At 47.0% G+C, this 26,159-nt stretch carries 23 protein-coding genes; 12 read left to right on the top strand and 11 right to left on the bottom strand.

Annotated elements, in window-relative coordinates; translation table 11 throughout:
- Positions 1–162 precede the first annotated feature (162 nt).
- A complete protein-coding gene (locus ACDJ58_RS00835; RefSeq protein WP_413374714.1) occupies positions 163–1,857 on the top strand; it encodes a copper resistance CopC/CopD family protein in 1,695 nt (564 codons plus the stop codon).
- 276 nt (positions 1,858–2,133) lie between these two features.
- Positions 2,134–2,904, top strand: a complete 771-nt coding sequence (locus tag ACDJ58_RS00830; protein WP_413374712.1) for a YcnI family protein — start codon at positions 2,134–2,136, stop codon at positions 2,902–2,904.
- A 174-nt stretch (positions 2,905–3,078) separates the two neighbouring features.
- Here the strand turns inward: ACDJ58_RS00830 and ACDJ58_RS00825 are convergent, their stop codons facing one another.
- The 8 genes from ACDJ58_RS00825 to ACDJ58_RS00790 form a co-directional block, all read right to left on the bottom strand.
- The gene (locus ACDJ58_RS00825) at positions 3,079–3,351 is read right to left on the bottom strand and encodes a hypothetical protein (RefSeq protein WP_053780102.1); all 273 of its coding nucleotides are present in this window, start codon (positions 3,349–3,351) and stop codon (positions 3,079–3,081) included.
- Positions 3,352–3,404: 53 nt separating this feature from the next.
- Positions 3,405–4,655 (bottom strand): lipase family protein, encoded by a 1,251-nt coding sequence (locus ACDJ58_RS00820; protein WP_413379410.1) that lies wholly within the window; start codon positions 4,653–4,655, stop codon positions 3,405–3,407.
- Positions 4,656–4,738: 83 nt separating this feature from the next.
- Positions 4,739–5,020: a hypothetical protein gene (locus ACDJ58_RS00815; RefSeq protein WP_413374710.1), complete on the bottom strand. Its 282-nt coding sequence runs from the start codon at positions 5,018–5,020 to the stop codon at positions 4,739–4,741.
- A gap of 378 nt (positions 5,021–5,398) precedes the next feature.
- On the bottom strand, positions 5,399–7,618 hold the full coding sequence (locus tag ACDJ58_RS00810) for a peptidase domain-containing ABC transporter (RefSeq protein ID WP_413374708.1): 2,220 nt from the start codon (positions 7,616–7,618) through the stop codon (positions 5,399–5,401).
- A complete protein-coding gene (locus ACDJ58_RS00805) occupies positions 7,611–11,012 on the bottom strand; it encodes a type 2 lanthipeptide synthetase LanM family protein (protein ID WP_413374706.1) in 3,402 nt (1,133 codons plus the stop codon). The genes ACDJ58_RS00810 and ACDJ58_RS00805 overlap by 8 nt, the downstream gene beginning before the upstream one ends.
- 105 nt (positions 11,013–11,117) lie before the next feature.
- Positions 11,118–11,300, bottom strand: coding sequence for a type A2 lanthipeptide (locus ACDJ58_RS00800; protein WP_413374704.1), 183 nt, complete (start codon positions 11,298–11,300; stop codon positions 11,118–11,120).
- A gap of 276 nt (positions 11,301–11,576) precedes the next feature.
- Positions 11,577–12,959 carry a sensor histidine kinase gene (locus ACDJ58_RS00795; RefSeq protein WP_413374702.1) on the bottom strand — a complete coding sequence of 461 codons (1,383 nt, stop codon included), beginning with the start codon at positions 12,957–12,959 and terminating at the stop codon, positions 11,577–11,579.
- Positions 12,959–13,672, bottom strand: coding sequence for a response regulator transcription factor (locus ACDJ58_RS00790; RefSeq protein ID WP_413374700.1), 714 nt, complete (start codon positions 13,670–13,672; stop codon positions 12,959–12,961). Before ACDJ58_RS00790 ends, ACDJ58_RS00795 begins: the two co-directional genes overlap by 1 nt.
- A gap of 158 nt (positions 13,673–13,830) precedes the next feature.
- Here ACDJ58_RS00790 and ACDJ58_RS00785 point away from each other — a divergent pair, with 158 nt between their 5' ends.
- The 4 genes from ACDJ58_RS00785 to ACDJ58_RS00770 are packed head-to-tail and all read left to right on the top strand — an operon-like array spanning position 13,831 to position 16,623.
- Positions 13,831–14,748: an ABC transporter ATP-binding protein gene (locus ACDJ58_RS00785; protein ID WP_413374698.1), complete on the top strand. Its 918-nt coding sequence runs from the start codon at positions 13,831–13,833 to the stop codon at positions 14,746–14,748.
- Positions 14,748–15,497, top strand: coding sequence for an ABC transporter permease (locus ACDJ58_RS00780; RefSeq protein WP_413374696.1), 750 nt, complete (start codon positions 14,748–14,750; stop codon positions 15,495–15,497). Before ACDJ58_RS00785 ends, ACDJ58_RS00780 begins: the two co-directional genes overlap by 1 nt.
- A 12-nt stretch (positions 15,498–15,509) precedes the next feature.
- A complete protein-coding gene (locus tag ACDJ58_RS00775; RefSeq protein WP_413374694.1) occupies positions 15,510–16,241 on the top strand; it encodes an ABC transporter permease in 732 nt (243 codons plus the stop codon).
- A gap of 28 nt (positions 16,242–16,269) precedes the next feature.
- Entirely contained in the window at positions 16,270–16,623 is a 354-nt protein-coding gene (locus ACDJ58_RS00770) for a YxeA family protein (RefSeq protein ID WP_413374692.1), read from the top strand.
- A gap of 87 nt (positions 16,624–16,710) precedes the next feature.
- On the opposite strand, the gene ACDJ58_RS00765 is transcribed toward ACDJ58_RS00770, so the two are convergent.
- The gene (locus ACDJ58_RS00765) at positions 16,711–17,967 is read right to left on the bottom strand and encodes a DUF445 domain-containing protein (RefSeq protein WP_413374690.1); all 1,257 of its coding nucleotides are present in this window, start codon (positions 17,965–17,967) and stop codon (positions 16,711–16,713) included.
- A gap of 336 nt (positions 17,968–18,303) precedes the next feature.
- On the opposite strand from ACDJ58_RS00765, the gene ACDJ58_RS00760 reads away from it, so the two are divergent.
- A complete protein-coding gene (locus tag ACDJ58_RS00760) occupies positions 18,304–19,131 on the top strand; it encodes an aldo/keto reductase (protein WP_413374688.1) in 828 nt (275 codons plus the stop codon).
- A 96-nt stretch (positions 19,132–19,227) separates the two neighbouring features.
- Here the strand turns inward: ACDJ58_RS00760 and ACDJ58_RS00755 are convergent, their stop codons facing one another.
- The gene (locus ACDJ58_RS00755) at positions 19,228–19,686 is read right to left on the bottom strand and encodes a cupin domain-containing protein (protein WP_413374686.1); all 459 of its coding nucleotides are present in this window, start codon (positions 19,684–19,686) and stop codon (positions 19,228–19,230) included.
- A gap of 258 nt (positions 19,687–19,944) precedes the next feature.
- On the opposite strand from ACDJ58_RS00755, the gene ACDJ58_RS00750 reads away from it, so the two are divergent.
- Positions 19,945–20,796, top strand: coding sequence for an AraC family transcriptional regulator (locus tag ACDJ58_RS00750; protein ID WP_413374684.1), 852 nt, complete (start codon positions 19,945–19,947; stop codon positions 20,794–20,796).
- 114 nt (positions 20,797–20,910) lie between these two features.
- Here the strand turns inward: ACDJ58_RS00750 and ACDJ58_RS00745 are convergent, their stop codons facing one another.
- On the bottom strand, positions 20,911–22,524 hold the full coding sequence (locus tag ACDJ58_RS00745) for a glycoside hydrolase family 28 protein (protein ID WP_413374682.1): 1,614 nt from the start codon (positions 22,522–22,524) through the stop codon (positions 20,911–20,913).
- Between the two features lie 462 nt (positions 22,525–22,986).
- Here ACDJ58_RS00745 and ACDJ58_RS00740 point away from each other — a divergent pair, with 462 nt between their 5' ends.
- The 4 genes from ACDJ58_RS00740 (at position 22,987) to ACDJ58_RS00725 (ending at position 26,110) form a co-directional block, all read left to right on the top strand.
- Entirely contained in the window at positions 22,987–23,715 is a 729-nt protein-coding gene (locus ACDJ58_RS00740; protein ID WP_413374680.1) for an amino acid ABC transporter ATP-binding protein, read from the top strand.
- Between the two features lie 32 nt (positions 23,716–23,747).
- Positions 23,748–24,581, top strand: coding sequence for an ABC transporter substrate-binding protein (locus ACDJ58_RS00735; protein ID WP_413374678.1), 834 nt, complete (start codon positions 23,748–23,750; stop codon positions 24,579–24,581).
- A gap of 102 nt (positions 24,582–24,683) precedes the next feature.
- A complete protein-coding gene (locus tag ACDJ58_RS00730) occupies positions 24,684–25,406 on the top strand; it encodes an amino acid ABC transporter permease (protein WP_413374676.1) in 723 nt (240 codons plus the stop codon).
- Between the two features lie 53 nt (positions 25,407–25,459).
- Positions 25,460–26,110, top strand: coding sequence for an amino acid ABC transporter permease (locus ACDJ58_RS00725; protein ID WP_413374674.1), 651 nt, complete (start codon positions 25,460–25,462; stop codon positions 26,108–26,110).
- Positions 26,111–26,159: the final 49 nt, after the last annotated feature.

The raw sequence follows: 26,159 nt of genomic DNA, 5'->3' as shown, positions 1-26,159 counted from the left end.
GTCACAATATTATGGATCATTTCGTTTTTTTATAGCCCAATGTAGTCATACGGTGTTATTTTGGACAAAGTTATAATGGTATAGATTGTGCTTGGATAACAAAGAATGACTTACAATTCTAGACCTAAGGGTGATGATTTTTTGATTTTGAGTAGGTTCACCATGAAATTGGGCAAACGGCACTGGGCATTGATGGGTGCCCTGATGTTATTATTTTGCCTTGTTATGCCACAATGGGCATCGGCCCATGCTTATATCGTGCAGGCCTCACCAGGTGAAAATGAACTGGTTGCGACTGCACCTGAACGCCTGACTCTCGAGTTCAACGAGTCTTTACAGACGGCCTTTTTTGATATTAAAATCACCGGACCTGACGGAACACAAGCAGATGACGGCAATGTGCATGTCGATGAGGACCGTCCTCATATTCTGGAGACCGGACTGCGGACCGGACTTGGAAATGGAACCTACGCCGTGAATTGGAAGGCTGTATCTGCTGATGGTCACCCCATTCAGGGAGCCTATGTGTTTCATATCGGGGAACCATCTGGCGCTCCTGCCGGTCTCGCGGATTTAACCTCAGGTTCAGGCCAGGTTGGCGGACCGTTAAAATGGATTTTGTCGCTGACCGACTGGATTCAATATCTGGGGTTGTCTGTGATTCTGGGCACACTTGCTTTCCTACTGTTCCGAATTGCGCCTGCTTCCATGGCGAGAGAACCACTGGAAGTGCCAAGAAGCTATAGGTTGTTATGGATCAGTTACGGCGCCGCTTCTGTTGCCGCTCTGATCAGCCTGCCCTTGAACACATTGTATGAATCAGGCGTTTCCATCGGAGAGTTCAGCTGGGCACTGATGGGCAGTGCACTCAAATTGACGTCATTTGGCCAGATCTGGATGGTACAGATACTCATTGTGATGCTGCTGGCGGTTACCATACTCTCTGGATATGACCGGGATCGCTCGCTGCGTATCCGTATCTGGTCATCATATGGATCACTGGTCCTCGTTCTTGGCTGGTTGTTCACCCATGCGATGACAGGACATCCGGCTGCGGCGGAACAACGCGCGCTCGCCATCGCGATGGACTTTGTTCATCTGATCGGAGCCGCTTTCTGGATCGGCGCTCTAACCGCGATGGCTGCGTGTCTGCCTCCGCTCGCGGATAAACTGCCTTCCACTGTGCGAGGAGAGGTCTACTGGACGGCGATCCGACGATTTACAGCTTGGGGTATTGGTGCTGTTGCTGCTCTCGTCGCTACGGGGATATACAGCAGCCTGATCATTTTGCCTGCACCTATACTTACGTCCCTGTTCACAACGGCGTATGGTCTCGTGCTTATCGCTAAAGTTGTCTTGCTTGTTATGATGCTCGCATTGGCCTGGCGTCATGCCAGAATGGCACGTGCAAGCAGCGGCAACCGACTTGCTAGCAGTCTGAAGGCCGAACTGATTGCTGGAGCCGTTGTGCTTGCACTGGCCGCCGTGCTGACACACCTGTCTCCCGGACAACCGGCAGTCGCAGGACCTTATAAAGAAGTGCAGACTACGGATGACGGGACTACGATTACGCTTCAGGTAAGTCCCAATCGTACCGGAGAGAACCAGTTTAAGGTCGACGTGAAGAAACCAGACGGCAGTACAGTCAACGATCTGGAACAGATCACATTGTCACTGACCCACCTGGATATGGATATGGGCATTTACGAGATTACGATTCCGAAAAATGATACTGGCGTATACGAGGCAGAAGAATATATCTCCATGCCAGGACGCTGGAACATCAAGGTGCATCTGCTAACCCGTTCCCTGGATTCGCTGGATACCGAATTTGAGATCGACACCGCTAATCCGTAGGTATAACTGATTCAAATTTGAAAACGCGACTCAATCTAAAATCAGTGTCTCAACAAGCTGCAATTGTAGTGAAGGGGACGAAATCGATTCTGGAGAAGTGCAACGTTCGCCTTTATTCCCGGATTTTCACTTATAAAGTGAATCAAAAAAATCTGGGAATAACAGCGATTGAAAGAACGATTCGTAACCGGAACGGTGACTTTGCAGCACAGCAGGCACTTATTTTAGAAAATGGGCCGAAACATAAATGATAAGAATTGAGAGGGGTAAATTATTTTGAAGAAAACATCATGGACTTCCAAACTGACATCCAGCCTCACTGCTGGAGCTGCTGCGCTGATGCTGTTCGCCGGATTCGCCAGTGCACATGTTACCGTTAACCCAACCGTGGCACAAACGGGGGCATGGCAGACATATAGCATCAAGATTCCATCCGAAAAAGAGCTGCCAACCACCAAAGTCACGCTGAAAGTACCGCAAGGCGTTGCATTCAAGCAATACCAACCACTGGCAGGCTGGAAAATCACTACCGAAAAAAATGACTCCAATGAAGTAACGTCAATCACTTGGGAAGTGGATGGAGATAACGAAGGAATTCTGGCTGGTCAATTCCAACAGTTCAACTTTGTAGCACAGAATCCGGATGCCGAAACGGAAGTAGCCTGGGATGCGTTCCAGTATTATAGCGATGGCAGCATTGTGGAATGGACAGGCGGACCAAGTGACAGCAACCCGCACAGTATTACGGCCATCAGCCAAGATCCTGCTGCTACAGGTAATGCTGCTGCAGGCGGAGGTCATGATAGTGCAGGCACCGCCGGGAATGCGGGTCATGATGATGAAGCAGCAACGGGTGATGATACGAAGGCAAACGACGATACCACATTGGGTGACGCGTTGAACGACACCGTTACTGGTGAGCCAAACAACACGGATTCAGACCCAGGCACATTGAAGCTGCAACAGGCAACACTGATCGTATCCATTCTGGCATTGATCCTCTCTTTCCTGGGTATTGCTCTGGCAACACGCCGCAAAAAACGTTAAGAGTTAAGATCCAGTCTTGTATGTAGACAAAAAAAGAAAGGAGCCTTTGGCGAACGGGATCTATCCCGATGTGCCGAGGCTCCTTTTTTTGTTATCTCTATGCTTACGCTAACTTTAATTTCAAAATCATGCTTACATTCACTGGTTAAGAGCAGCATCCCTTACGACTCTTTCCTACCGTCCCTGATCCGTCTGGATCATGATTTCAATATATTGCAGCAAGCTCTTCTTCTGTTGTTCAATCGACTGTATCCGTCCAGACAGACCCGCGAAAAACGCTTCGATCTGCTGCCTTGTATAATCGGCCGATTGTCCCTTCCAGTCGTCGAGACGGTTGTATAAGCTTCTTGCCTCCTGCTCATCTGCCTGGAGACGGGCAAGCAGCTGGGTCAATTCTTTTTCAGCAATCCGAAGATCATTTAGCTCTACCAGCAATTGTCCGCTCACTCGTGTTCCCTCCCTTATGTAAGTTCCAATCGCCAGGCCCTTCACGCAAAATTCTATTTAAAACTGACCTGACTCTCATCCGCTTGACGGAATGCTTCCGCCTTCTCTTCGATAAAGTTTAAGAATTGACTCGTATGCTTCATATGCCATGTGCTCAATTCGTTAATAGACGCATCCAGATGAGTGACGATAGGCTCAAGTCTGCGACTACGGCTGGAATGCAGGTAATGCGCCATTCGGCTCCGTACCGTATTCAACTCTGCATTACACTGTTGTGCATTTTGCTTCCACCGGGCAGCGACACTTTTGAGTTCTTCGGGCGTTACCTGAATCAGGCCAGATGCTCCTGCTGCTGCGGCCATACCTCTTGCAAGATTGCCTGCTTGCCCACCCAGGTTCCGCATGAATGCTGCGAGATCAGACAGGACATTGGACGGCTGACGTGGTGAATAACTGATTTGCTCGCCTGTAACCGGATCGTATAGATCGTTGGAAATATAGCCGTTCTCGAACTTGTACTGTTTCAGACCATGATACTCTTCCCCACCAAAGGTGTTACTGATTTTATCCATCATGCCCATGTCATCATTCATATCCTTGTAGTTGGAATTGATGTAATACATGGAACCTACATGACGATCATATCCACCAAAAAATCCGCTGGTTACAAAATCTCCGGGATGTCCGTAGTTAATGATCTGGCTATCAAACCCACCCTCTTCGGCCTTTCGTTTCGCCTCTGGCGTGAGACTGGAGATCACGGATGGCGCGCTGAACGTCACCGCGGAAAGTCCCGTGTATGCGGCCGCATACTGGGCATTTCCTCCTCCAAGCGAATGCCCTGTCAGCGAAAAATCCAAATCCTTGTATTTTTTCTGCATATCTTTGGCGTAGTCTTCCGCTTCATACATCTGGTTGGGGCCCAGTCCGAATGTCTTATCCAGCTTTTTATCCAGTTCTCCCACAGCATTCTCGACTTTAGTGACCCCGGTCACATCTCTTACCTTCTGGATTCCATTAGCCAACCAATCCGGCGTAAGGTCGGTACTTTGTTCGATCTTTCTGCCAAGCTCAGGCAAACCGATTTGAGCGTCCGCATAATAATCCGGTGCGCTGCGATCCAACGATGCGCTCCCCTCCGTGCCCCGATAAGCGATAACCGCCTGTTTGGTCTCAGGATTGTAGAAGGTCACCGCATCAAAACCGGATTTTTTGTTTCCATGAGTGTCCTCAAGAACTTGCCATCCGGGAAGATTCTCAAACTCTATACCTGATTTCAGATTCTCATATGCTAATTCAGACATCTTGTTGTATGTTTCATCATCAATTTGTGGTGATTTACTCACAACCGTTACACCTCCAAGAAAATCTATCCTGAATTTATGATTTATTTGTTAAACGGATCATACCCCTTAGCTATAATTGCTTCCTTAATTGCTGGACTCATGCCAAAGTTTTTGATTTTTTTATCCTCATAGTCATACGAGATCGTAAATTCTTGTGCTTCATGTTCAACCACATGTCCTTCCATAGCAATTGAATCAAGCGCCATCTCAGGTAATAACTCTTTATTCGTGATGACCACATCCAGTTCATATTTATTTTTCAGATATTTTACGGCTTCCGTTTCCGCTTCTTTAAAATAGGCCTGTTTTTCACTTTCCTTCATGTTCTGACACCCTCCCAAAATGAAAGTGGATAGTATGGTCAAAAATAATATACGTGCGCATTGTCGCTTCAACCTCATATCAATCACCTTTTCTTTTTCATTAATCATTAAAATATATTCGTGTATCCACTCTTTTCTTCTGTTAACTGCATCATAGTACAAAATCAACATGATCACATCGGCTGTTGGCATCGTTTTTATGTAACTTTGTTCCTAAATGATTCCAATAGGGCATTCGGGTGTACATTACCCAATTTTCTGGATTATGCATCAGTTCGCTACTCAGTTTTTCTATATATAACAAAAAGCTTTCTCTTCAACACATCCTGTGCAGAAAAGAAAGCCTTTTTTCTTCCGTTAACATCATAATCGCAAACTTCATCCATACTGTCTGACCCCGGTTTCAGCCAACTGCTCACATACGAGACTATTGTACCGTTCACACCGTCCAATCAATTCATCGTGTGTTCCTGCATCAACGAGTTCGCCCTGATCAAGTACATATATGGTGTCCGCGCTTCGTATGGTACTTAGCCTGTGGGCAATGATAATCTGGGTACATTTCAACATGTCCAGATTATGGGCAATGGTTGCTTCTGTAACGGTATCCAGAGCACTGGTTGCCTCATCCAACAGAAGAATCTTAGGTCTGCTCACCAATGCTCGCGCGAGAGCTACCCGCTGCTTCTGCCCTCCAGACAGATTCGAACCCGCCTCGGAGATCAGTGTGTTATACTTCATCGGCATCTTCTCAATATCAGCGTGAATATCCGCCAGCTTCGCTGCGATCATTACATCCTCCGTCGTCGACTCTTCTGCATGCAGCCTGATGTTGTCATACACCGTGTTGTTAAAGACAAAGTTATCCTGAAGCACGATACTGATCTGACTGCGAATTTCCTGTTGTTCCAGTTCTTCTGCATTCAATCCATCGAAATAGATATTTCCTTGTGTGGGAGTATACAGCCCTACCAGCAATTTCGCTAAGGTACTCTTTCCTGAACCTGATTTGCCAACGAGAGCTACCCTTTGCCCTGCTTTAATCGAAATATTGATGTTTTTCAGCACATCTTCACCATAGTCTGTATACCTGAAGTTGACCTGATCGATCGTGATGTCCCCATTTAGCTTCACAGCTTTAAGGGCCGGTGTTGATTTCTTCTTGAATTTATTACTTTCTTCAGCTTGAATGACATCATAGATTCGATCAAGCAGTGCATCCGCCATCACGAACTCGTTCAGCATCAAGGCAAGCGAGTTCAGTGGCCCCAGAAACAATGCGGCCAGAGACTGGAAGGAAACGAGCATGCCGAGGGTCATATTCCCCTGCATAATCTGATATATTCCCACCAACAGAATGAGCATCGGTGTCATAAAGTTCAGCGTGTTTGTCACGGTATTCACTCTCGTCTGAAAAATCGCTTTTTCCTTGACTGTTGCGAGCTGACGCTTGAATAGCGCTCTCCATTTCTCCCCGGTACGCTCTTCAATCCCAAGTGATTTGATGGTCGAGATGCCTTCCAATACCTCCGTCATGAATGATCCAGCCAGACTCTGGGCGACAATTTGGGTCTGTGTCAGCTTCTTGAATCTGCTGCGGGTGTATACAAAAATAAGAATTTGTACCAGTCCTATACTAAGAAGTGTGAAAGCAATCAAACGGGACTGGATCACAATATACGTGAATGTCACAACAATTAAAAATAGATTAATCAGCGTAGAGATCATCTTCTGTGACAAAATTTCCCGGATGGTCGTGTTACTATTAATCCGAAGCATCAGATCTCCACGGGAGCGAATTTCGAAATATTGATAAGGCAACCTGAGCATATGTGAGACAAAGCTTGTCGTCAGCTGAGAATCCAGTAATTCCTGAAGCCGTACGATGCACATATCCTTCAGATAACTGAAGCCAATCTGGAATACAGTTAGCAGCACAATACTTGTGATCAGGATAGGAAATAACGAGTATCCTTCACCGCTTGTGGCCGCATCGATTGAAACTTGCATCAGGAACGGGAAGGCCACAGAAACCATTTGCAGCCCCAGAGCTAGCAGAACGGTCCATACAAAATATTTTTTGTTACTTCGAATCAAATCCTTGAAATACGCCACTTTACTAATCTTTTTTTCGGACAAGGTTACAAAACCCTCATCCGGATATACGAGCAAAAAAATCCCTGAATATTTCTCCGTAAACTCATACTTACTGATTACCAGCCTTCCCAGAGCCGGATCAACAATGATGAAGTGGCCATTCGCCTTGATTCGCTCAAGCACGACAAAGTGCCTTTCCTCCCAGAAACAAATGACCGGCAGGAAATTATTGTTGAGCGATTCAACAGGAGCTTTTTTGGCTATCCCTTTTAAGTGATAGGTCTGGGCGACCTCTTTCATTTTAAGCATAGAACTGCCATCCCGACCGTTCCCCAACATCGCAAAACGTTCTTTCAGATCGGTGAAATCCGCTTCGTAGCCGTGATATGCGAGTAACATATGCAAGCAACTAGGACCACAATCATATTGATTCATTTGTAGTTTGACAGGGACTTTGCGTTGTCTCTTCCCGCGCAGACGGAATACAGGCCGTTCAGGCATAATGCTGCCCCAAGTGGGATGGCTGTTCCGCGTTGTTTATCTGCTGCTGGGCAGATGCTGTTTCCATAACGTATGTCTGCACTATCTCCCACATTTCCTTGCGTTCAGGCCCTTCCATCATCAGTACTGAAGGCAGTTTACGGTTATACAATCGCAGCAATTGATAGCCAATTCCAGCAAGTCCAAGCATCAATCCTGGAATTTGCTGACGACCAGGAATCCCGCATCTCCAATGATGGTTATCATTTCTCACCTGTTGCACAATATAGTCTGCCATCTGATACGAGTATTCCTCCAATGCTTCGTCCTGCAAATAATCGGCTGCCAGCAGCATCAGCTCCAGATTGCCCATATCCCCATGGCAGAGTGAATAGCTAACTTCAGTAAAACCGTCTTCCATTGTCTTAGCTACCGCTCTGCGGATGTCTGTCTCTACCGTAACCATAGCTCCCAATGAGCTCAAATGCTGCGCTATCCCTATGCGGGCGATTCCAAGACCCGGTGCACCATTACACCAATACATGACATAATGATCTTCTGGCATATTGCCGTCTGTAAACCGCAGATCTTTCCAATTGTTTACTTCAGGACTGTAGAGGCCGTCCTCATACTTCAGTCCTTCCATACAGGTTTCAAGATAGGCTTTATTGCCTGTAGCACTGTACAGACGAGCCAGACTCAGACAGATGCCGGCGTTCCCATGCGCAATGCCGCTAAGTGGTGTTTTATTAATGGCTGATGTCACCCAAGCAATACCCTGATCCATCGGCTGTGCAAGTTTCAGCAAGCGGTCTCCGCATCGCACAGCTACGTCCAGCGCTTTTTGCGACTGAAAGCTTGTAAACATGTCTACACATGCCATCAAAGTGCCTGCACAACCTGAGATCACATCCAATTGCTGATCATTATCAATCATCTCGTCCAGTATATCGAGCAATTCCAGCGTATCAGGATGGATACCCGGTTCCAAACACACTTTGGCTTTATGCACCAGCAGATAGAGAAGTGATCCGTAGCCAGTGAACAATGAGATGTTCTTGTCTATCTTTTTGCGAATCATTTCCCAGGCTGTCTGGATACATAGATCAACCATCTGCACATATTTATGGTCACCCGTCTCTTGACTTAGATAAAGGTAGAAATAAGCAATGCCTGTTACCCCGTTGTACAACCCCAACTCGGAAGATTTGTAGATTAACTTCTCATCTGCATCCATACCCATACTGATCCATGACACCGAGTGGCCTTCATCTCCCATAATAGCAATATCTTTTATGTACTCCCCTATCCTTACGGCTTCATGCAGATATTCTTCTTTAGTCATGGGTATTCGATGTTCATTCAATTTTTCCGGCCGCACGCTTGCGGTACTCTTCTCCATCGCGAATGAGCGTTCAAGCACATACTTGGTCTGCAGAGTACGTTCAGTAAACTCCCACTGCATATCCATGTCTTGCTGATTCATTGCCCGCACTTTATCCGCGGTTTGCGTTAAAATATCAGAGGAAAAAACGCCATCAATCGCTTTGTTGTCGTGGTGGTGAAACAGAATTTCCTCACCGATCAAGGTCTGGAACATAGGCACATCTCCGTGCAATAGATCATGGCATTCATATTTCACCAGTTTTTCACGATTACGATCCTGCCGGACAATTATCCACATCATGTCGAACAACAGACTTTTATCCAGCCCGTTTCTGAGATATTTCGGATGGGAGCTAGCTTCGATCAGCGTAAAATACGTAATGGTCGGGCGAGCAATAGTCCGTACAGCACAGCCATGGAAATGATTGCGAACTATCGAGATAAATAACTCCTTTTGCTCCATGATGGCACTGTATATGCGATAGAAACCTTCCTTTAAACTTTCGATATATCGCTCAGGTTTAATTGGTGTATGTTCATAAGAAGGCAGGTGACTGAACCGGCTCACACTTACCTTGCTTCTTTTTATTCTCATAGTATCTGTGTTTTTATCGTGAATCTCATAGGTATTGAGTATCTGATCCACATCTCCTGCGAGCCCGCTCAGATCACTGTGATACAAAGCGTTGGAGTCCAACGTGGGCAGCATGCTTGTTTTTAACACGGAGTCATTTAATATGGAAAGGGTCTTCTCCAGCGCCGTATAATGATCCTTCTCTTCCGTGTACTTGAAAGGTTGATTGTGCAGCAGCGATTCCAGATCAACGAAGAATGGATGCTCACCCTGGGCAACAATGTTCTCCATGTGCATGTCTGTTGCGTTAACTGCATACAGAATAGCCAGATACTGACCCTGCCGCTCAAAAAAACGTTCCACTCCCTCCAGATTGCTGACTTCCTCATACGGAATGAACTGCTGCCAGCCATATTGGGATCGATCCAGCGATTTGGCAATACGGAATGGCAATCCGATTTTCTGATCGTTAAACCATTGCAACAGTCCGGCAAAAGCGGTATCAATGGCCATGTCCCTTGGCTTATACATGACATTGACCTCTTCCGAAAACTTCAGCCGTAATACACTGGCTCCACCATTATGGGAATCCCCGAGAAATACGATATCCTCCAGCTTATCCAGCTTGAATTCAAAAAAGGACTCCAGTTCATGCCGATCTCGCGTTAAGCGCTCTAGAACACGCATCATATTCAGGCTGATACGCAGAGTGTGCTCAACAATACCACGAGCAAGAACAGGATATTCCAACAAAAAGGCTAAAATCTGTTCTCTGGACTTTATTTTCTGGCTTACAAAGTGCTGATATCGCTGCCGGGAATCCTCACCTCTCAACTCCCCTTGCAGTCTCGCTTTATTTAATTCATAGATTAGTGTTTTGGCAGACATGTGGAATACTTTATCCGAAACTGTCTTCAGAACAAGCCCTGTAACACGCCGTTTGTCCAGCCAGTCATATCCACCAATCAAACCTTCTGTCATGATCTGAATCGATCGTTGCAGAAAGGGTCTGGAAAACTCAAAAAACGGAATTTCTCCCGTATCACCCTCAATAAAATATTCAATCTCCAGATGCTCATTCTCAAGGAATGTTTTCCGGAGCTCCTGATGCCAGAGCGTCTGTGCAAACTCGTATCTAAAACCCGTATCGTTAAACAAAACCTGTACCGTATCAACATTCATGGATTCAGCTCTGAAGCGATCTGACAAATGCTCCTGATCCTGAAAAAACTTGTCGAGCCATAACTGCATCCTTCCAGAATCAGAAGTTTCCTCTACAGACTTGTCTACACTCTGATCACTAGCGACTATATTTTCTTCTTTTATATCAGTAACAGCCTCCCCGATATCGTCGGGAACTGAGGGTGTATATTGCTGCACAAACTGCTTATATTTCTCCGTTAAATAGAGTGCATCACTCCAGCGGGAGTTATTTAACTGCTCCTGTATGCTCATCGTTTTATCTCCCCTTCTATTTGATGGTTTGGTGCTCAAAACCTCATATAAAAAATTCAAGCACATAACTGAAATCAGCTATGTGCTTGAAGATGAGAGTAAAATTTAACAACAAGTCAGCCAGGAAGAAGGTGAAACCGAATTATAATGACATTCATGACTTACCGTACAGAATACACCGCCGCTAGCTTGAGCATCAACTACCGAAACCGCCCCTGTAATGACCATAAGCTCGTCATCACTGATGTCCTCGATTGCTCCCAATGCCTCGAAATTGAATTGTTTCATTGATAAAACCTCCCATTCAATTTTTTTATATGTATAGCTTAAAAAAAAGCTAAACACCAGGGTTGAATTTAAATACATTTAATTACATAATATTTAAATTATGTAATTATTTCTTGTCCTTACTCTAGCATACTTTACTATTTTTTGTAAATCTCTTTTTTAGATTTCCCCATCATTTTTACAAAAAAATAAATCCCTCTATGCTTATGATAGAATATCGTTGTTTGGTTGTTATCCGCATATGATTTTAAATACCTGTCCAAAGACAGGTATTTTCTAAGTAGTAGGCAATTTCAATACAGCTCTAAGCCCTTCTCCACTTTCGCTCTCCAGAATTAGTCTTCCCCGGTGAGCCAGCGCAATCCTAGCTACCATGGGAAGTCCCAGACCATGTCCCTGGCGGGAGGGCCGTATACGCCCAGCTGTATAGGGGAGAACCACCACATCGTTCAGGTATTCTTTAGGAATCCCTTTTCCATCATCGGACACCACAAATTCACAAAATAAATCCTCCGCTGCGCGTATTGTTTCCAGCACAATTTCACACCCATTCGGATTATGCCTAATACTGTTTTGTACCAGATTCGTTACCGCACGATACAGTAATCGCTCATCCCCCATAACATGCAGACTCTCGTCCTGAACATGGAGCGAGATTGGATAACGTTCATCCAGGTCATTGTTCAAAAAATCTGACACGATCTGTCTTGCCAGAACGGAGAGTCGAATCGACTTCAACTGTAGAGGCTGCATCTCATACTCCAACATGGATACCAAATTCAGATCACTGACCAGTGACCGCAGACGTTCACCTTGACGACGAATAATGGATGCCTGCTGCTTCTGCTCGCCTGGCAAATCTGGCTGTTCCTCCAACTCACTCGCGTAACCTAGAATCATTGACAATGGCGTCCGTATATCATGAGAAATGCCTGCAATCCAGTTGGATCGGGCTTCGTCCCTTGCTTTAAGAGCGTCATTCTTGTCCTGAAGCATACGGGATGTTGAATTGATACTTTGAGACAGATCATTAAATATACCCTTGGTCTCGACATGAACGGGTTCTTCCTTTGCAAGTGCATGAATGCCATGGATCAATGGCCGTATACTACGTATCACCCGCGTTCCAATTAACACGGATACCAAGAGAGCAAGAGCCACATTACACACCAATAATAGTACAATCCGAACAGGCAAAGACTTGAGCCACTCTGCCAGAAAGTCGAACTGGTATTTTCCATACGTGTTTTTGGGGTAGCCTACCACTAAGAGTCCGTCTTCACGTTCCCACACATACACTGGGTATTCCATAAGATAATATCGAGAGAACTTAGCAACATCCGTCACATTATAGGAACGTGGTATTTCGGCAGGAAGCCGTTCGCTCCACTGTACCTTTCCCTCCGGGTCCAGCAGCATCGCCCATGCCTGATATGTATCCAGCAGTTGCATCCCATCGCTTTTTAACGCATAGTCTCCCTGCTCGCCCTTACTCAGGACACTGGCAACCTGCTTCACAACCGCACCAGGGGAAGGACCCTCATGAATTTCCTTGAAGATTAGTGAACCTAGTAGAATCAGATTGAAAAGCAACAACACCACGGATACAAGAATGGTTGACCCGACAAATCTTCTTAGAATTCGAACAACGCCATCCATTACCGAGACTCCGGAACCATCAGTTTATAACCAAGCCCCCGAACGGTTAGCAAAAATATCGGTTTTGACGGGTCATCCTCGATCTTCTCCCTGATCCGCCTCACATGCACCATCAATGTATTTTCGTAACCATAACTCTCGTCTCCCCATACGGCTTGACACAATGCATCACTGGTTACAATTCGGCCCTGATTCTCATACAACTTGATCAGTATGGCGTGCTCCTTAGCTGTCAGTGGAAACTCCCTACCTGTCCCCTGCACAACAGCGCTCTCCAAATCAACAATTTGTCCACCCAAACGAAATACAGGCAATCTCTCTACCGTGTTAGAGGCATATACCCTTTTCAGAATTGCCATCAGCCGAAGAATCAACTCCCTTGGAAGAAAGGGTTTGACCATGTAATCATCTGCTCCCAGCCCCAAACCGAGCAGTCGATCCTCATCTTCACCACGTGCAGACAGGAACAGAACGGGCATATCTGAGAATGATCGAATTGAAGAGAGCAGAGAGAAACCATCTCCATCCGGAAGCATCACATCCAGGATGGCAGCATCCGGCTTTTCTAGTCTGCATACCGCCAGAGCATTCACGAAGTTATCAGCTGTATATACCCGAAAAAAACCTTCTTTACGTAAAAAACGCTCAATCATTTCCCGTATTTCGGGTTCATCATCAACGATCAGTATTTTCTTATTTTTCATTAATTCCATTTACATCACCCTTTTTATTATACATGATAAAGGTATTAACCCGATATTTTCCATTTTCATTTAAGGTAAATGTAAGGTTATCTTCAGCCACGAGCAAGAAGCCTGATCTATATTTAGAGCAAGAGAGAGACACTAGTGAAATGGAGTTGAGATCAATAATGAACACGTTCCCCATCGTGGAAACTCATAACCTGTCCAAATCTTATGGCGGTACTAACCGCGTACACCAGATTAATCTAGCTGTTGAAACAGGGCAAATATTTGGGTTCCTGGGCCCTAACGGAGCAGGCAAAACAACTACGTTAAAAATGCTGTTGGGTTTGATCAAACCCTCCGAAGGCACTGTAAAGGTGTTCGGCAAAGATCTGAATAAACATCGTCCGTCCATCCTGAACCAGACTGGGTCATTAATTGAATCCCCGTCCTATTACGGCCACTTGACTGGACTCGAGAATATGAAAGTCATGCAGCGACTGAGGAATGTGCCGAACAAAAATATTGACGAAGCTCTCAAAATTGTTCGACTTGAAAATCAAAAACACAAGCAGACTGATCAGTATTCTCTGGGCATGAAGCAACGACTCGGTATTGCCATGGCCCTGCTCGCGTTCCCCAGCTTGCTGATCCTGGATGAACCTACAAATGGACTTGATCCGGCTGGTATAGGTGAGATCCGAGAATTGATCAAGTCACTTCCAGGTCAATATGGCATAACAGTCCTGCTCTCCAGCCATCTGTTATCAGAAATCGAACAGATTGCCACATCTGTAGGTATTATCAGTGATGGCAAGTTGCTGTTTCAGGGAACAATGCAAAGTCTTCAGGCCAACAACAAGGCTACCATCCGTTTTCAGACCACAGACACGGCAAGGGCAGAGAAAATCCTTTTGACTCAAGGCTATATGCCCAAAGTCCAAGGAAAACAGCTGGTGTTCGACTATCTTCGCGACGAGGAAGTGTCGCGGATGAACAAAGTGCTGGTAGAACACGATATCCCCGTTATCCGTATTGAGGAACACAAAAAAAGTCTGGAGGATATTTTCCTCGACCTGACCGGAAAGGAGCGGAGCCTGTAATGAAAGCTCTATCCTTGGAGTATTTCAAAATCCGCCGCAAAAAGATCTGGGTCATGCTAACTCTGTTTCTTGCCGCAGAGATGATCTGGGCCTCCATGTCCATGAGCATCTCCATCTCCCGGAGTGCAGCCAATGCTAGCTGGGAAGCATTGATCTTCAGCATTGCTTCCATGAACGGCCTGTTTCTGCCGATTATATCGGCTATCGTTGTATCCCGCATCTGTGACATGGAGCATAAGGGAAACACGTGGAAGATGCTAATGACGACCAACACCGGACGCAATCACGTCTACACAGCCAAATACATATGTGCGAACAGCCTGATCCTGTACGGTATCATTGCGCAGGCTGTCTTCATTGTAGGTTTTGGTCTGTCTAAAAATATTCCCGGACCACTGCCACTGTCCCTGCTTGTGCAGTTCGCAGCAGGGACACTGTTAACTACGCTTGCAATAACAGCTCTCCAGCAATGGTTATCTCTTACGGTCCGCAATCAGGCTTTTGCACTATGTCTGGGCATGTTAGGCGGATTTATCGGGACAACTTCAGGATTGTTCCCTGCAGGTATTCGTCACCTTTTCATTTGGTCCTACTACATGGATCTGAATCCGGTCACTTACATTTACAGCGCATCTTCAGGTACCTATGTATCGGGTATGTTGCCCGTCGGTCTTTTCATAGCCGCCTTGTTGATGGCTGCCATCTTCTATTTTGCAGGGAATATTCATGCTTCAAGACAAGAGATTTGAGGAGGGAACCACATGCTGAGGAGTATTTCCGCCGAATGGCTTAAACTTCGGCATTCCCGGATCAGCCTGGTGCTAGCAATTCTGCCTATCATCAGCCTGCTCATCGGATGCTTTAACTTCTATTTCAATCAAGCTGCCTTGCAAAACGGGTGGTACAGCTTGTGGACACAGGTCAGTTTATTTTATGGAGAATTCTTTCTGCCCATCCTGATCGCCATCTGTTGTGCCTTTGTATGCCGCCTGGAACACAGCAATCGCAACTGGAACATGATTCTGGCTTCTCCGTTGTCAGTCACTAGCCTGTTTATGGCTAAATTGGTTATTGTCGGCATATTGATTTTCTCAGCCCAAGCCTTCTTTATGCTCATGTACTGGGCAGCAGGACAACTGTTTACCATTCCGGGTTCATTCCCTATGGAAACCCTAGTGTGGAGCCTGCGAGGATGGTTCGCCTCGATCTCCATTGCTGCACTTCAACTCGGGTTATCGATACGAATACGGAGCTTCGCGACGCCAATTGGCATCAGCCTTTGTGCGGTTTTTCTGGGACTTGGCATGTATGTACTAAAAATTGGCATGTTATTCCCCTATTCCCTGTTAACCATAGGTATGGGCGTACTGAGCCAAAAAGGACTGACCTCCTCGGAAAATATCGTCTTTCTGTTGATGAACTGTCTCTTTATCCTTCTGTTTGCTACCTGGTCCATCCGCCGTCTGAAATACAAAGACATCGCATCGTCCTAAATTTACAGAGATCAAAGGAGTACAAGATATGAAAAAAGCACTCACCATTCTCGCATTGGTAATCGTTATTCTGACTTGCCTGTGGCTCTTCTTCATGGACCCGGCTAAACTGACTCCCGATAACCCTGCTGGCAAAACAACCTACTATACCATTGTGAATCAATCTAAGGTCAACAAAGATGATAACGGCCGATACGCTTATGAACTAGTCAGCTATACAGACGAGGGGAAATCCAAAACACTGAGCTTCTCTACCAGTAAGCTACTTAAAAATGGCGCCTACTTAAAACTATATGTATCCACGCTGCGTGGTGTAACACACTGGGAAGAGGTTACAGCAGACGATTTGCCTGGGCATGCGAAAAAGTTAACCTCCAAATAGAAGGAACATAGGTAACTATAGTCCTCTATCTATCGATAATTGGCACAACACAAAGAGCCACCCAAAGGGGGTGGCTCTCTTTACACGTTACTCCAGTACCATCCGCAGGGCGGTCAGTGCAATCCCGATTATAAATCCGGTAACGGCCCCGTTAATACGAATCCACTGTAGATCCTGTCCTACCTTATCCTCAATCAAGGAGATCAGTGAGGCATTGTCCATTTTGTCGACATTTTCGCGCACGAGGTTGCCGATTTTGGAATGGTTTTTCTCCAGCAGCGTCGTTACGCCTTCCACAATCTTCGCATTCAATCCTGCCAATAAAGCATCGTCTGACCGCAAATCAGACAATACCCGCTCAATCGCAGGCAAAGCAAACGTCTCCACATACTGACCATCTTCCATTGCAGTGAGCGCCTTATCCCTCAATTCAATGAGTTTGTTCAGCACGGTTTCCTCTGCGTTCCATCCATCCAGCATGTTGTTTTTCCAGCCGTTGACTCCATCCTGCACACTTTCACTCCTTGCCAGGCGGATAGCCTGGGTTCGCAACAGATCGAGCACTTTGTAACGAAGAGCGCTGCCCTCCCGCTTCATGTCCTCCACCCGGTCAAACAGATACCCTTGCAAAATGCTGCCCAGACGCTCCTCGTTCAGATAACCCATGAACGCATTCATCGCAAATTGCATTAACCCGTTCATCTGGATGCCACTGATCGCCTTTAAGCCGCTTTCACCCAAAAACATGATCGTCTCCGGCTTCACCAGCCATTCCTCTGCCTGCTTCAGACCATAGTCCAGCGCTTTGGCATCATATCCACGCTCACTCATCTGGATCGAAGCCCGTTCCAGAATCGGACCCAGGTCGAAGGCTCCTGCCTGTGATTTGATCTCGCCCGCAACCAATGGAGCAATCTGCTCCAACGGCAGGCCTGCAAGGATCCGTTTGCAGAGCGTATCAATCATGGTCTTGACTCCATCGTTGTGAAGTTCCCGTGTCATGGTATCCAGAACGATTTCTGCCGCCTTGAAATCCGCAATTTTCTCGGTGATGCTATCCTTGTTCAGCAAGTTATTTTCCACCGCGGAAACAAGGCCTTCAGTCAATTTGTCCCGATTTTTAGGCAGCAATGCCGTATGGGGAATCGGAATACCCAGTGGATGACGGAACAACGCTGTTACGGCGAACCAGTCCGCAAGTCCACCTACCAACCCCGCTTCAAATGACCCTACCAGCAGTTTGCCTACAACACCGCCCTGAAACGGCAACGATGCGGCAAATCCCGCTCCCATAACCACGAGAGACCAGGCTGCTGCTTTTTTGGTTTGTTTAGGTTTAGCCATTGTATTCTTACTCCTTTATCGTTAATCACACGGGTTCAATGACACCCAACTTTCCCGTGCTCCTCTGTTCTTCATGTGATTCCTTCCATAGGAAAGCTTCTGTTTCCATATTTCGTATACTTCATCTTATCACCCGTACGCGTCAAAACCAAACCTCTGGCTGGCGAAAAAGGATAAAAGAGGGGTTTTTCCTATCGAAATGGTCGTATTCTTTTCCATTACCAAAAAGGTTTTAGTATAATCAATACAGACGGCCATCCATTTACGATTGGCCGGCGGTCAGCAGGGTAATTACATCATGGAATAATGAATGAATCAGAGGAGGAATTTCGGACCATGAAACACGTGCAGGACACAACGACACTTTATAACGGAGTCAAAATGCCTTGGTTGGGTTTTGGTGTATTCAAAGTTAAAGATGGAGAAGAAGTGGTTGATGCCGTCAAAACGGCCATTCAGGCAGGTTATCGCAGTATCGATACAGCGAAAGCGTATAACAACGAAACCGGTGTAGCTCAGGGTATTCGTGAATCCGGAATCGCTCGTGAGGATCTGTTCATTACCACCAAAGTGTGGAACGGGGACCAAGGTTACGAATCCACACTGGCGGCTTTTGAAGCAAGTATGGAACGACTCGAACTGGAATATCTGGATCTCTATCTAATCCACTGGCCTGTTAAAGGCAAGTACAAGGATACATGGAGAGCGCTGGAGAAGCTGCATAAGGAAGGACGTATTCGCGCCATTGGGGTGAGTAACTTCCAAATCCACCATCTGGAGGACTTGATGACCGATGCCACCATTAAACCTGCTGTGAATCAGGTGGAACTGCACCCCCTGTTGATCCAAACGGAGCTTCGGGAGTATTGCAGCAAACATCAGATCCAGATTGAAGCCTGGTCTCCACTGGGTCAGGGACATCTGCTGGAGCATCCGCTTCTTAAGGACATCGCTGCCAAATACAGCAAGTCACCTGCACAGGTCATTCTGCGTTGGGATCTGCAAAATGGCATTGTGACCATACCTAAATCCGTTACACCACAGCGCATACGCGATAATGCGGACCTGTTTGATTTTGAGTTGACCACGGAAGAAATCGAGCGCATTAGTCAATTGAACGAGAATAAGCGCTTTGGTTCCGATCCGGACAACTTTAACTTTTAAACTCAACATACAATCAAGCTAGAAAACATTAAAAAAATCCCGATCCGGATGCATACGCACCTGGATCGGGATTTTGCTTGTTCATTTATGGTTATATTAGCCTTTGGACACCAGTTTGAAATCATCAAAATGGAAACCTGGCGCTACAACACACGTTACCAGTACAGGCTCATCACCCAGTGGACGTGCCGTTTGCCATACTCCGGCTGGAACGAGTACCTGCGGCGATTGCCCCGCAGCAATATCCATACCCAACACGAGTACTTCTTCATTTTCGGGGTTTTCCCCGTTGCCGCCCAATTTCAATTCAACTGGACTGCCGCTATGCCACAACCAGAGCTCATCGGACAAAACGGTATGCCATTCCGAGACTTCATGGGAGTGCAGCAGGAAGTACGTCGAACTTGCCGAGAATCGAGGGCCTGAGTATGTATCCGGCAGTACGGATTGTGGAATTTGATACGATGCCTTCCATTCTTCCTTATACCAACCGCCTTCAACGTGTGGCTGCATATCCAATGCAGCAACGAGTGGCGATAATTCATGTGTCGTCATATTCTGTTTCCTTCCTTCCAAATCGAATTGGAGACACCCCTATCCAGAGGTTAGCCTCACTCCCCCTACTGTAAAACATGAATAGACTTTTGTCACCTTTACAACATATATAAGCTTCCCGAAAATCATTCCATCCGCATTCTATTCATTTCGTCTGGTCGGACCCACATCCAAATGATAGCGTTTACAACAAACTGGATTTTCCGTTATGATATGGATATTAACCGTAAATCAGCTGGCGCAGAGGGGAGACGTGTTATGAGTGTTATAGAGGATCGGATTGGACCCAAATATCGAATTGGCGAGAGTTCATTCACCATTGAACACATGAGCAGACACGACGGGAACGCCATGCCACAGCCTCACGCGCACCCTTTTTACGAACTGTATTATCTGCTTGAAGGAGAACGCGTCTATTCCATGAATGGTCAGCTTCTTACCGCCCGCAAAGGTGATTTGATCCTGATCAATCCCCATGATGTACATACGACTTCCAAAGGAAGCATTCCCGGCTTTGAACGAATTCTGATCGGATTCTCGCCTTCCTTTGCCACCGGGATGGAGCTCGGAATATGTGGTCTGCTTCCCTTCGATCGTTCAAGGCTGCTGCACTTCCCTGATGCGGAACAACCCGAGATCGAACGAATGCTATGGCAGATGCTGCAAGAATGCAGGGAGCGCCGACCTCATTATGACATCGTGGTGAGAAGCCTGCTTGCCCAGATCCTGATTCAGATCCACCGGGTTGAAGAAGATACTCGGCAATCCTCTCCGGTCCCGCATCATCCCATGCAGGATAAGATCAGTGAGATCGTCACTTATGTGAACAATCATTATACCGATCCCCTTACGTTGGAAGAGGCCGCAGCGCGATTTTATATCAGTCCATCTTATTTGAGCCGGATGTTCAGCCGTTTTACCGGATTTCGCTTCAGCGAATATTTGCGTGTTACCCGGGTTCGGGAGGCACAGAGACGTTTACTGTCCACTCAGGAACGGGTGCAAATGATTGCGGAGAAGGTAGGATTTGAGCATACAGCCCATTTTAATAAAACGTTTAAACAGGTGACCGGGACCACGCCGCTTCGCTATCGCAAAGAACATCGATAGATCTTCAAAGCGACTGGCGAAGCCGGACGTCTGTCATGCGACAACCTATCAGGACACCGCGCGCCAGGAGATGCCCGCGGTGATATGCTAAACGTATAATAGGTTGAACCCTTCTTACCTGCGGATGATTACACCGCTTCTTACTTCAGGACCAACGGAGATTTGGCGTCCCTCTGTATCTGCATCACTTTCCCGGCATACGATTCCTGCCGATTCATGTCCTGTCACCATCAGAAGCCGACCGTCCGCGCCTACACCCTCAATCGCTTCCAGCTCCGCACCCTTACACTGATGCAAATGAATTAACGATCCTTCGGTAATATGTGCTTTCATTTCGGCGATTCGCAGGTGCTTCGCATGAGCGCATTGCACCCCGTTACGAGCCGTCACCGTATATCCCTGAATGACCAGACCATCCAGAGGCATTTCCGGCAGTCCACTCACCAATAACGCGGTTTCTGCCCCTGCGCAGACCACATCCGATATCCGAATATCCCGGAACACCGGAGTCTCCTCACTGACCTCCTGAGTCAAGTCGCTACCACGAGCGGAACCCTCCTGATTGGCATAGAAAAAGGAAAACGAGATAGCTTCCATTATGATATCTTTCATATAAATGTGCTCCACCTGAATATCCTCAACGACCCCGCCGCGCCCACGCGCGCTTTTGAAGCGAAGCCCAATATCCGTTCCAATAAACGTACAGTCCGAGACCCGGACATGCCGCACGCCACCGGACATTTCACTGCCAATGACAAAACCGCCATGACCGTGATACACGGTGCAATTACGGATCGTAATATATTCCGAGGACAGACCGAGTTCACGACCTTCTGCATCCTTGCCGGATTTCAGGCAGATCGCATCATCACCAACATCGAATACACTCTGCTCCACAACGACATGACGGCAGGATTCGATGTCCAGCCCATCACCATTCTGGGAAAACCATGGATTCCGTACACTCACGTTACGAATCGTGACATGCTCGGATGCCCATGGGTGCAGATTCCATGCAGGCGAGTTCTGGAACGTCGGGCCGTCCAAAAGCACTCGTTTACATTGACGCAAGCTGACCATGTTAGGACGCAAAAAGTCTCTGACTTCGTCATAAGCAGCCACATCACGCACTTGCTCCAGATGCAGACGATTCGCAATCGCACCGCCTTCAAGGGCAGAAGTCGAGGGCCACCAAATGGCTTCGTCTCCGCCAGCATGCTCCACCACACCGCCCGAAGAAACCAGTCGATTCCACTGCGAGGCGGTCATCTTGGATCGTTTCACCGGACGCCATGCCTCTCCACCGCCATCCCAAATCCCCTCACCCGTGATCGCAATATCCTCCAGCTGCTCACCATCAATGGGCGACTGACACCGCACTGCCTGCCAACCTTCAAAGCTGGACGCAATCAGAGGATATTGATCAAAATTACGGCTGAACGTAACCAGAGCACCCGCCTGAACATGAAGCTCAATTCGACTGCGGAGAACAATCGGCCCCGTTAACCAAACACCCGCTGGAATGACAATTCGGCCACCTCCCGCTTCTGCACAAGCTGCTATAGCCAGCCGGAACATCTCGGTATTATCCGTCAAGCCATCCCCTACCGCTCCATAATCCGTAAACTGAAAATCCCTTGCAGGGATGACAGGTAAACTCACTTCATAAGCCTTTATATCCGATTCAATACCTTCTCCTGTACCAAGTGGGGAGTAATATGTATTCATCGTTCATAACATCCTCTCTCTACCTATAATTGGATCGGACTGTCTTTAATATTGCATTACTTACTGGCAAGCGCATTCTTGCTCCATCATATCAATGCCATAGGGCGTAAGGTTGAGCTTTTTTGCCACATGCGATTAAGAATTTGATGTTATTTGTTTTTATGATCAGAGACATAAAGTAAACATCCCTTCCAGTATACTCTATACATCTATTCCAATGGTTGTAAAACAACTAGGAGAATCGATTCATTTTTCTGTCAGGATTCGTCACAAAGAGTCTAATAATGTGACAAATATATAACACAATTACTGGCTATAGCCCTATGGAACCCATTACTTATGTCATGTTTTATTACAAACCAATTGCCTTTAGCAGGATGAGTATGTATGATTAAATAACTAGTTTCAATTTATTCCTTAATATTCCTTTTCAAACAGACGTAGCAGAAAGGATGGGGTCTCTTGATTGAATTTAGGGGTGTCCAGAAACATTTTGGTCATTTTCATGTCCTCAAAGATATTCATCTTCACATTGAAGAAGGAGAGGTCGTTGTGATTATCGGCCCTTCCGGCTCAGGCAAAAGTACATTGCTCCGCTGCATCAACCGCTTGGAGTCGATTACCGAAGGTGAACTTGTCGTCAGTGGTGTCCCTTTACATCAGAAAAAGGTGGACATCAACCTCTTCCGTCGTGACATCGGCATGGTATTTCAACACTTCAATCTCTATCCTCACAAAAAAGTCATCGATAACATTACCCTTGCACCTATGAAGGTGCGTAAACAGCCCAAAGCACAGGCAGCTTCTACTGCGATGAAGTATCTGACTCGCGTAGGCATTGCCGACAAAGCAGACAGTTATCCTTCCCAGTTGTCCGGTGGACAACAGCAGCGTGTAGCCATTGCAAGAGGTCTTGCCATGGAGCCCAAAATCATGCTTTTTGACGAACCCACCTCTGCACTGGACCCCGAAATGATCGGGGAAGTTCTGGATGTTATGAGGTCTCTTGCCCACAACGGGATGACGATGGTCGTCGTTACACATGAGATGGGATTTGCCCGCGAGGTCGCAGACCGAGTCATCTTTATGGATGAAGGCCGAATTGTGGAAGAAGCCTCCGCCGCTGAATTTTTCGACAACCCGAGAGAAGAACGGGCCAAGCAATTCCTGAGTCGTCTGATACACCACTGAGAATAATCCATTTTGAAAGGGGTCTTTACCAAATGAAAAATGTATTGAAGTGGCCGTCGTTTATGCTCGTATTGATTCTATCCCTTGTATTGTCCGGTTGTAGCACCGGAGAGGAAAGTAGCAGCAGCGGTGGTTCTGGTGGGAGTACCGAAGCCAAAGGCACGATTGAACAGATTAAAGAGCGTGGCAAGCTCATTGCCGGCGTGAAATATGACACCAAATTGTTCGGTTTGAAAGACCCCGCAAGCGGCGAAGTCGAAGGATTCGATATTGATATCGCCAAAGCACTCGCCAAACAGATTCTTGGAGACGAAACAAAGGTAGAACTGAAGGAAGTAACGTCCAAAACGCGCATTCCGATGCTGCAAAACGGCGACATTGATATCATCATCGCCACGATGACGATTACAGATGAACGCAAGGAACAAGTGGATTTCAGTGATGTCTATTTTGAAGCCGGGCAGTCCCTGCTTGTGAAAAACGACAGCGCAATTACAGGTCTCGAAAGTCTCAGCGGTGTGAAGGTACTTGCCGTCAAAGGCTCGACTTCTGCGCAAAACATTCGCGAAAAAGCCCCGGACGCCGAGGTGCTGGAATTCGATAACTATCAGGATGCCTTCACAGCCCTCAAAGCGGGTAAAGGCGAAGCTCTGACGACCGATAACATCATCCTGATCGGCATGCAGCAGACGGATAACAACTACAAGCTGGTTGGTGGAAATTTCACGAGTGAACCTTACGGCATAGCAATTCGCAAAGGCGACACAGCCTTCGTCGAAGAAGTAAACAGCCTGCTCAAAAACCTGAAGGACAGCGGTGAATATGATACGTTGCATGAAAAATGGCTGGGCAGCAAGCCAGAGTAACCCCGATTAATGATGGTTAAGCGGCGACTTCGCCTGTGATATGCAATGCATGAGCAGACGCAATCGCCGCTTCTACATCTGGAGAACGGAGGCTTCGCCTACATGGGCAAATTGGACTTCAGCGTACTGATCAAACATTCGGATCGATTTCTGGAAGGGTTCCTCAATACCATTCAGGTGAGCATCATGGCCTTGATTGGCAGCTTTATTCTTGGTGCAATTATGGCTATCTTTCGGATATCCCCCATCAAACCGCTCAACTGGATCGGCACAGCCTTTGTGGAGTTTATCCGTAACATCCCGCTGCTGCTTGTCGTGTTTTTCTTCTATCTCGGATTGCCGGCACTCGGCATTTCACTGGATGGATTCATCTCGGGTACACTCGGTCTGACCATCTATACGGCTGCTTTCATTGCCGAAGCGATCCGGGCGGGTATTCAGACGGTCCCTCGCGGGCAGTTAGAGGCTGCGAGATCTTCCGGTCTATCCTACGTACAGGCCATGAACCTGATCATACTGCCACAGGCGATCAAGATTGTATTGCCGTCCATTGGCAACCAGTTTATTAATCTGGTCAAAAACTCATCCATCCTTGCGGTCGTGGCTGGCATGGATCTGATGTATTTTGCCGATCTGATCAACTCGGATACGTTCCTACCGCTGAGCGTTTACACCATTGTTGCGCTGTTCTATCTGGTGTTGACCTTGCCGCTCAGCTTTCTGGTTCACTATATGGAGCGCCGTTTCGGACAAAGTGATGCTGACGCCAGCCGTGTTAAAGGCAAACCAAAAAAGAACAAACCAACCGGTCAGGTCACCATGTAAAAAAGACATCCATTCTAAACCTTGTCTTACTCACAGAAGGAGGCCGATGATCCATGGACTTTAGCGGGGCCTACGCCTGGCCCAACCTTCGTTTCCTGCTGCACGGATTCCTGATCACTCTGCAAGTAGCAGGTTTGTCGATTGTATTCAGCTTTGTACTCGGTACGGTGCTTGGTACCGTTCGATACACCCGAATTCCGGTCCTGTCACAGATTGTGGCCGTCATCGTGGATACAATCCGGAACCTGCCGCTGCTGCTGATCATTTTCTTCATTCATATCGTACTTCCCCAGCTCGGAATCAAAATGTCCGTCTTCTGGTCCACGGTTGTTGGACTAAGTCTGTTCGAAGGCGCCATGATCGCAGAGATTGTCCGCAGCGGACTCAAATCGATCGAGCGCGGTCAGGTGGAAGCCGCCCGTTCCTCCGGCCTAAGCTACATGCAGACACTTGGCGGCATCATCATGCCCCAGGCTTTGCGGCGTATGTCGCCACCGATGGTGAGCCAGTTCATCTCTTTGCTGAAGGATACTTCACTGGCGATCATCATCTCCCTGCCGGAATTGATGCACAATGTGCAGATCCTCGGGGGTCAAAGCTTCGATTACGTCATCCCTGCCCTGCTGCTCGCAGCCGTATTGTACTTCGTCATCAACTACACGTTGTCCGTTGTGGCACGACGGCTTGAAGCACGAATGACTTGATGATCGGATGATTGATGCTTCCATTCCAGTCCAAAGACTCCAACTCCAC

The organism is Paenibacillus taichungensis (assembly GCF_047302525.1).
Classification (GTDB): domain Bacteria; phylum Bacillota; class Bacilli; order Paenibacillales; family Paenibacillaceae; genus Paenibacillus; species Paenibacillus taichungensis_B.
The sequence above is the reverse complement of the archived record's forward strand: the minus strand, read 5'-3'. Positions and strand labels throughout refer to the sequence as shown.

Bases quoted from the DNA above. Each gene is read 5' to 3' on its own strand.
- ACDJ58_RS00750 (WP_413374684.1), top strand. From the start codon at position 19,945: ATGAGTGTTATAGAGGATCGGATTGGACCCAAATATCGAATTGGCGAG.
- ACDJ58_RS00745 (WP_413374682.1), bottom strand. From the start codon at position 22,524: ATGAATACATATTACTCCCCACTTGGTACAGGAGAAGGTATTGAATCG.
- ACDJ58_RS00820 (WP_413379410.1), bottom strand. From the start codon at position 4,655: ATGTCTGAATTAGCATATGAGAATCTGAAATCAGGTATAGAGTTTGAG.
- ACDJ58_RS00780 (WP_413374696.1), top strand. From the start codon at position 14,748: ATGAAAGCTCTATCCTTGGAGTATTTCAAAATCCGCCGCAAAAAGATC.
- ACDJ58_RS00810 (WP_413374708.1), bottom strand. From the start codon at position 7,618: ATGCCTGAACGGCCTGTATTCCGTCTGCGCGGGAAGAGACAACGCAAA.
- ACDJ58_RS00805 (WP_413374706.1), bottom strand. From the start codon at position 11,012: ATGAGCATACAGGAGCAGTTAAATAACTCCCGCTGGAGTGATGCACTC.
- ACDJ58_RS00815 (WP_413374710.1), bottom strand. From the start codon at position 5,020: ATGAAGGAAAGTGAAAAACAGGCCTATTTTAAAGAAGCGGAAACGGAA.
- ACDJ58_RS00765 (WP_413374690.1), bottom strand. From the start codon at position 17,967: ATGGCTAAACCTAAACAAACCAAAAAAGCAGCAGCCTGGTCTCTCGTG.
- ACDJ58_RS00785 (WP_413374698.1), top strand. From the start codon at position 13,831: ATGAACACGTTCCCCATCGTGGAAACTCATAACCTGTCCAAATCTTAT.
- ACDJ58_RS00790 (WP_413374700.1), bottom strand. From the start codon at position 13,672: ATGGAATTAATGAAAAATAAGAAAATACTGATCGTTGATGATGAACCC.
- ACDJ58_RS00835 (WP_413374714.1), top strand. From the start codon at position 163: ATGAAATTGGGCAAACGGCACTGGGCATTGATGGGTGCCCTGATGTTA.
- ACDJ58_RS00800 (WP_413374704.1), bottom strand. From the start codon at position 11,300: ATGAAACAATTCAATTTCGAGGCATTGGGAGCAATCGAGGACATCAGT.
- ACDJ58_RS00725 (WP_413374674.1), top strand. From the start codon at position 25,460: ATGGACTTTAGCGGGGCCTACGCCTGGCCCAACCTTCGTTTCCTGCTG.
- ACDJ58_RS00795 (WP_413374702.1), bottom strand. From the start codon at position 12,959: ATGGATGGCGTTGTTCGAATTCTAAGAAGATTTGTCGGGTCAACCATT.
- ACDJ58_RS00775 (WP_413374694.1), top strand. From the start codon at position 15,510: ATGCTGAGGAGTATTTCCGCCGAATGGCTTAAACTTCGGCATTCCCGG.
- ACDJ58_RS00755 (WP_413374686.1), bottom strand. From the start codon at position 19,686: ATGACGACACATGAATTATCGCCACTCGTTGCTGCATTGGATATGCAG.
- ACDJ58_RS00770 (WP_413374692.1), top strand. From the start codon at position 16,270: ATGAAAAAAGCACTCACCATTCTCGCATTGGTAATCGTTATTCTGACT.
- ACDJ58_RS00730 (WP_413374676.1), top strand. From the start codon at position 24,684: ATGGGCAAATTGGACTTCAGCGTACTGATCAAACATTCGGATCGATTT.
- ACDJ58_RS00735 (WP_413374678.1), top strand. From the start codon at position 23,748: ATGAAAAATGTATTGAAGTGGCCGTCGTTTATGCTCGTATTGATTCTA.
- ACDJ58_RS00760 (WP_413374688.1), top strand. From the start codon at position 18,304: ATGAAACACGTGCAGGACACAACGACACTTTATAACGGAGTCAAAATG.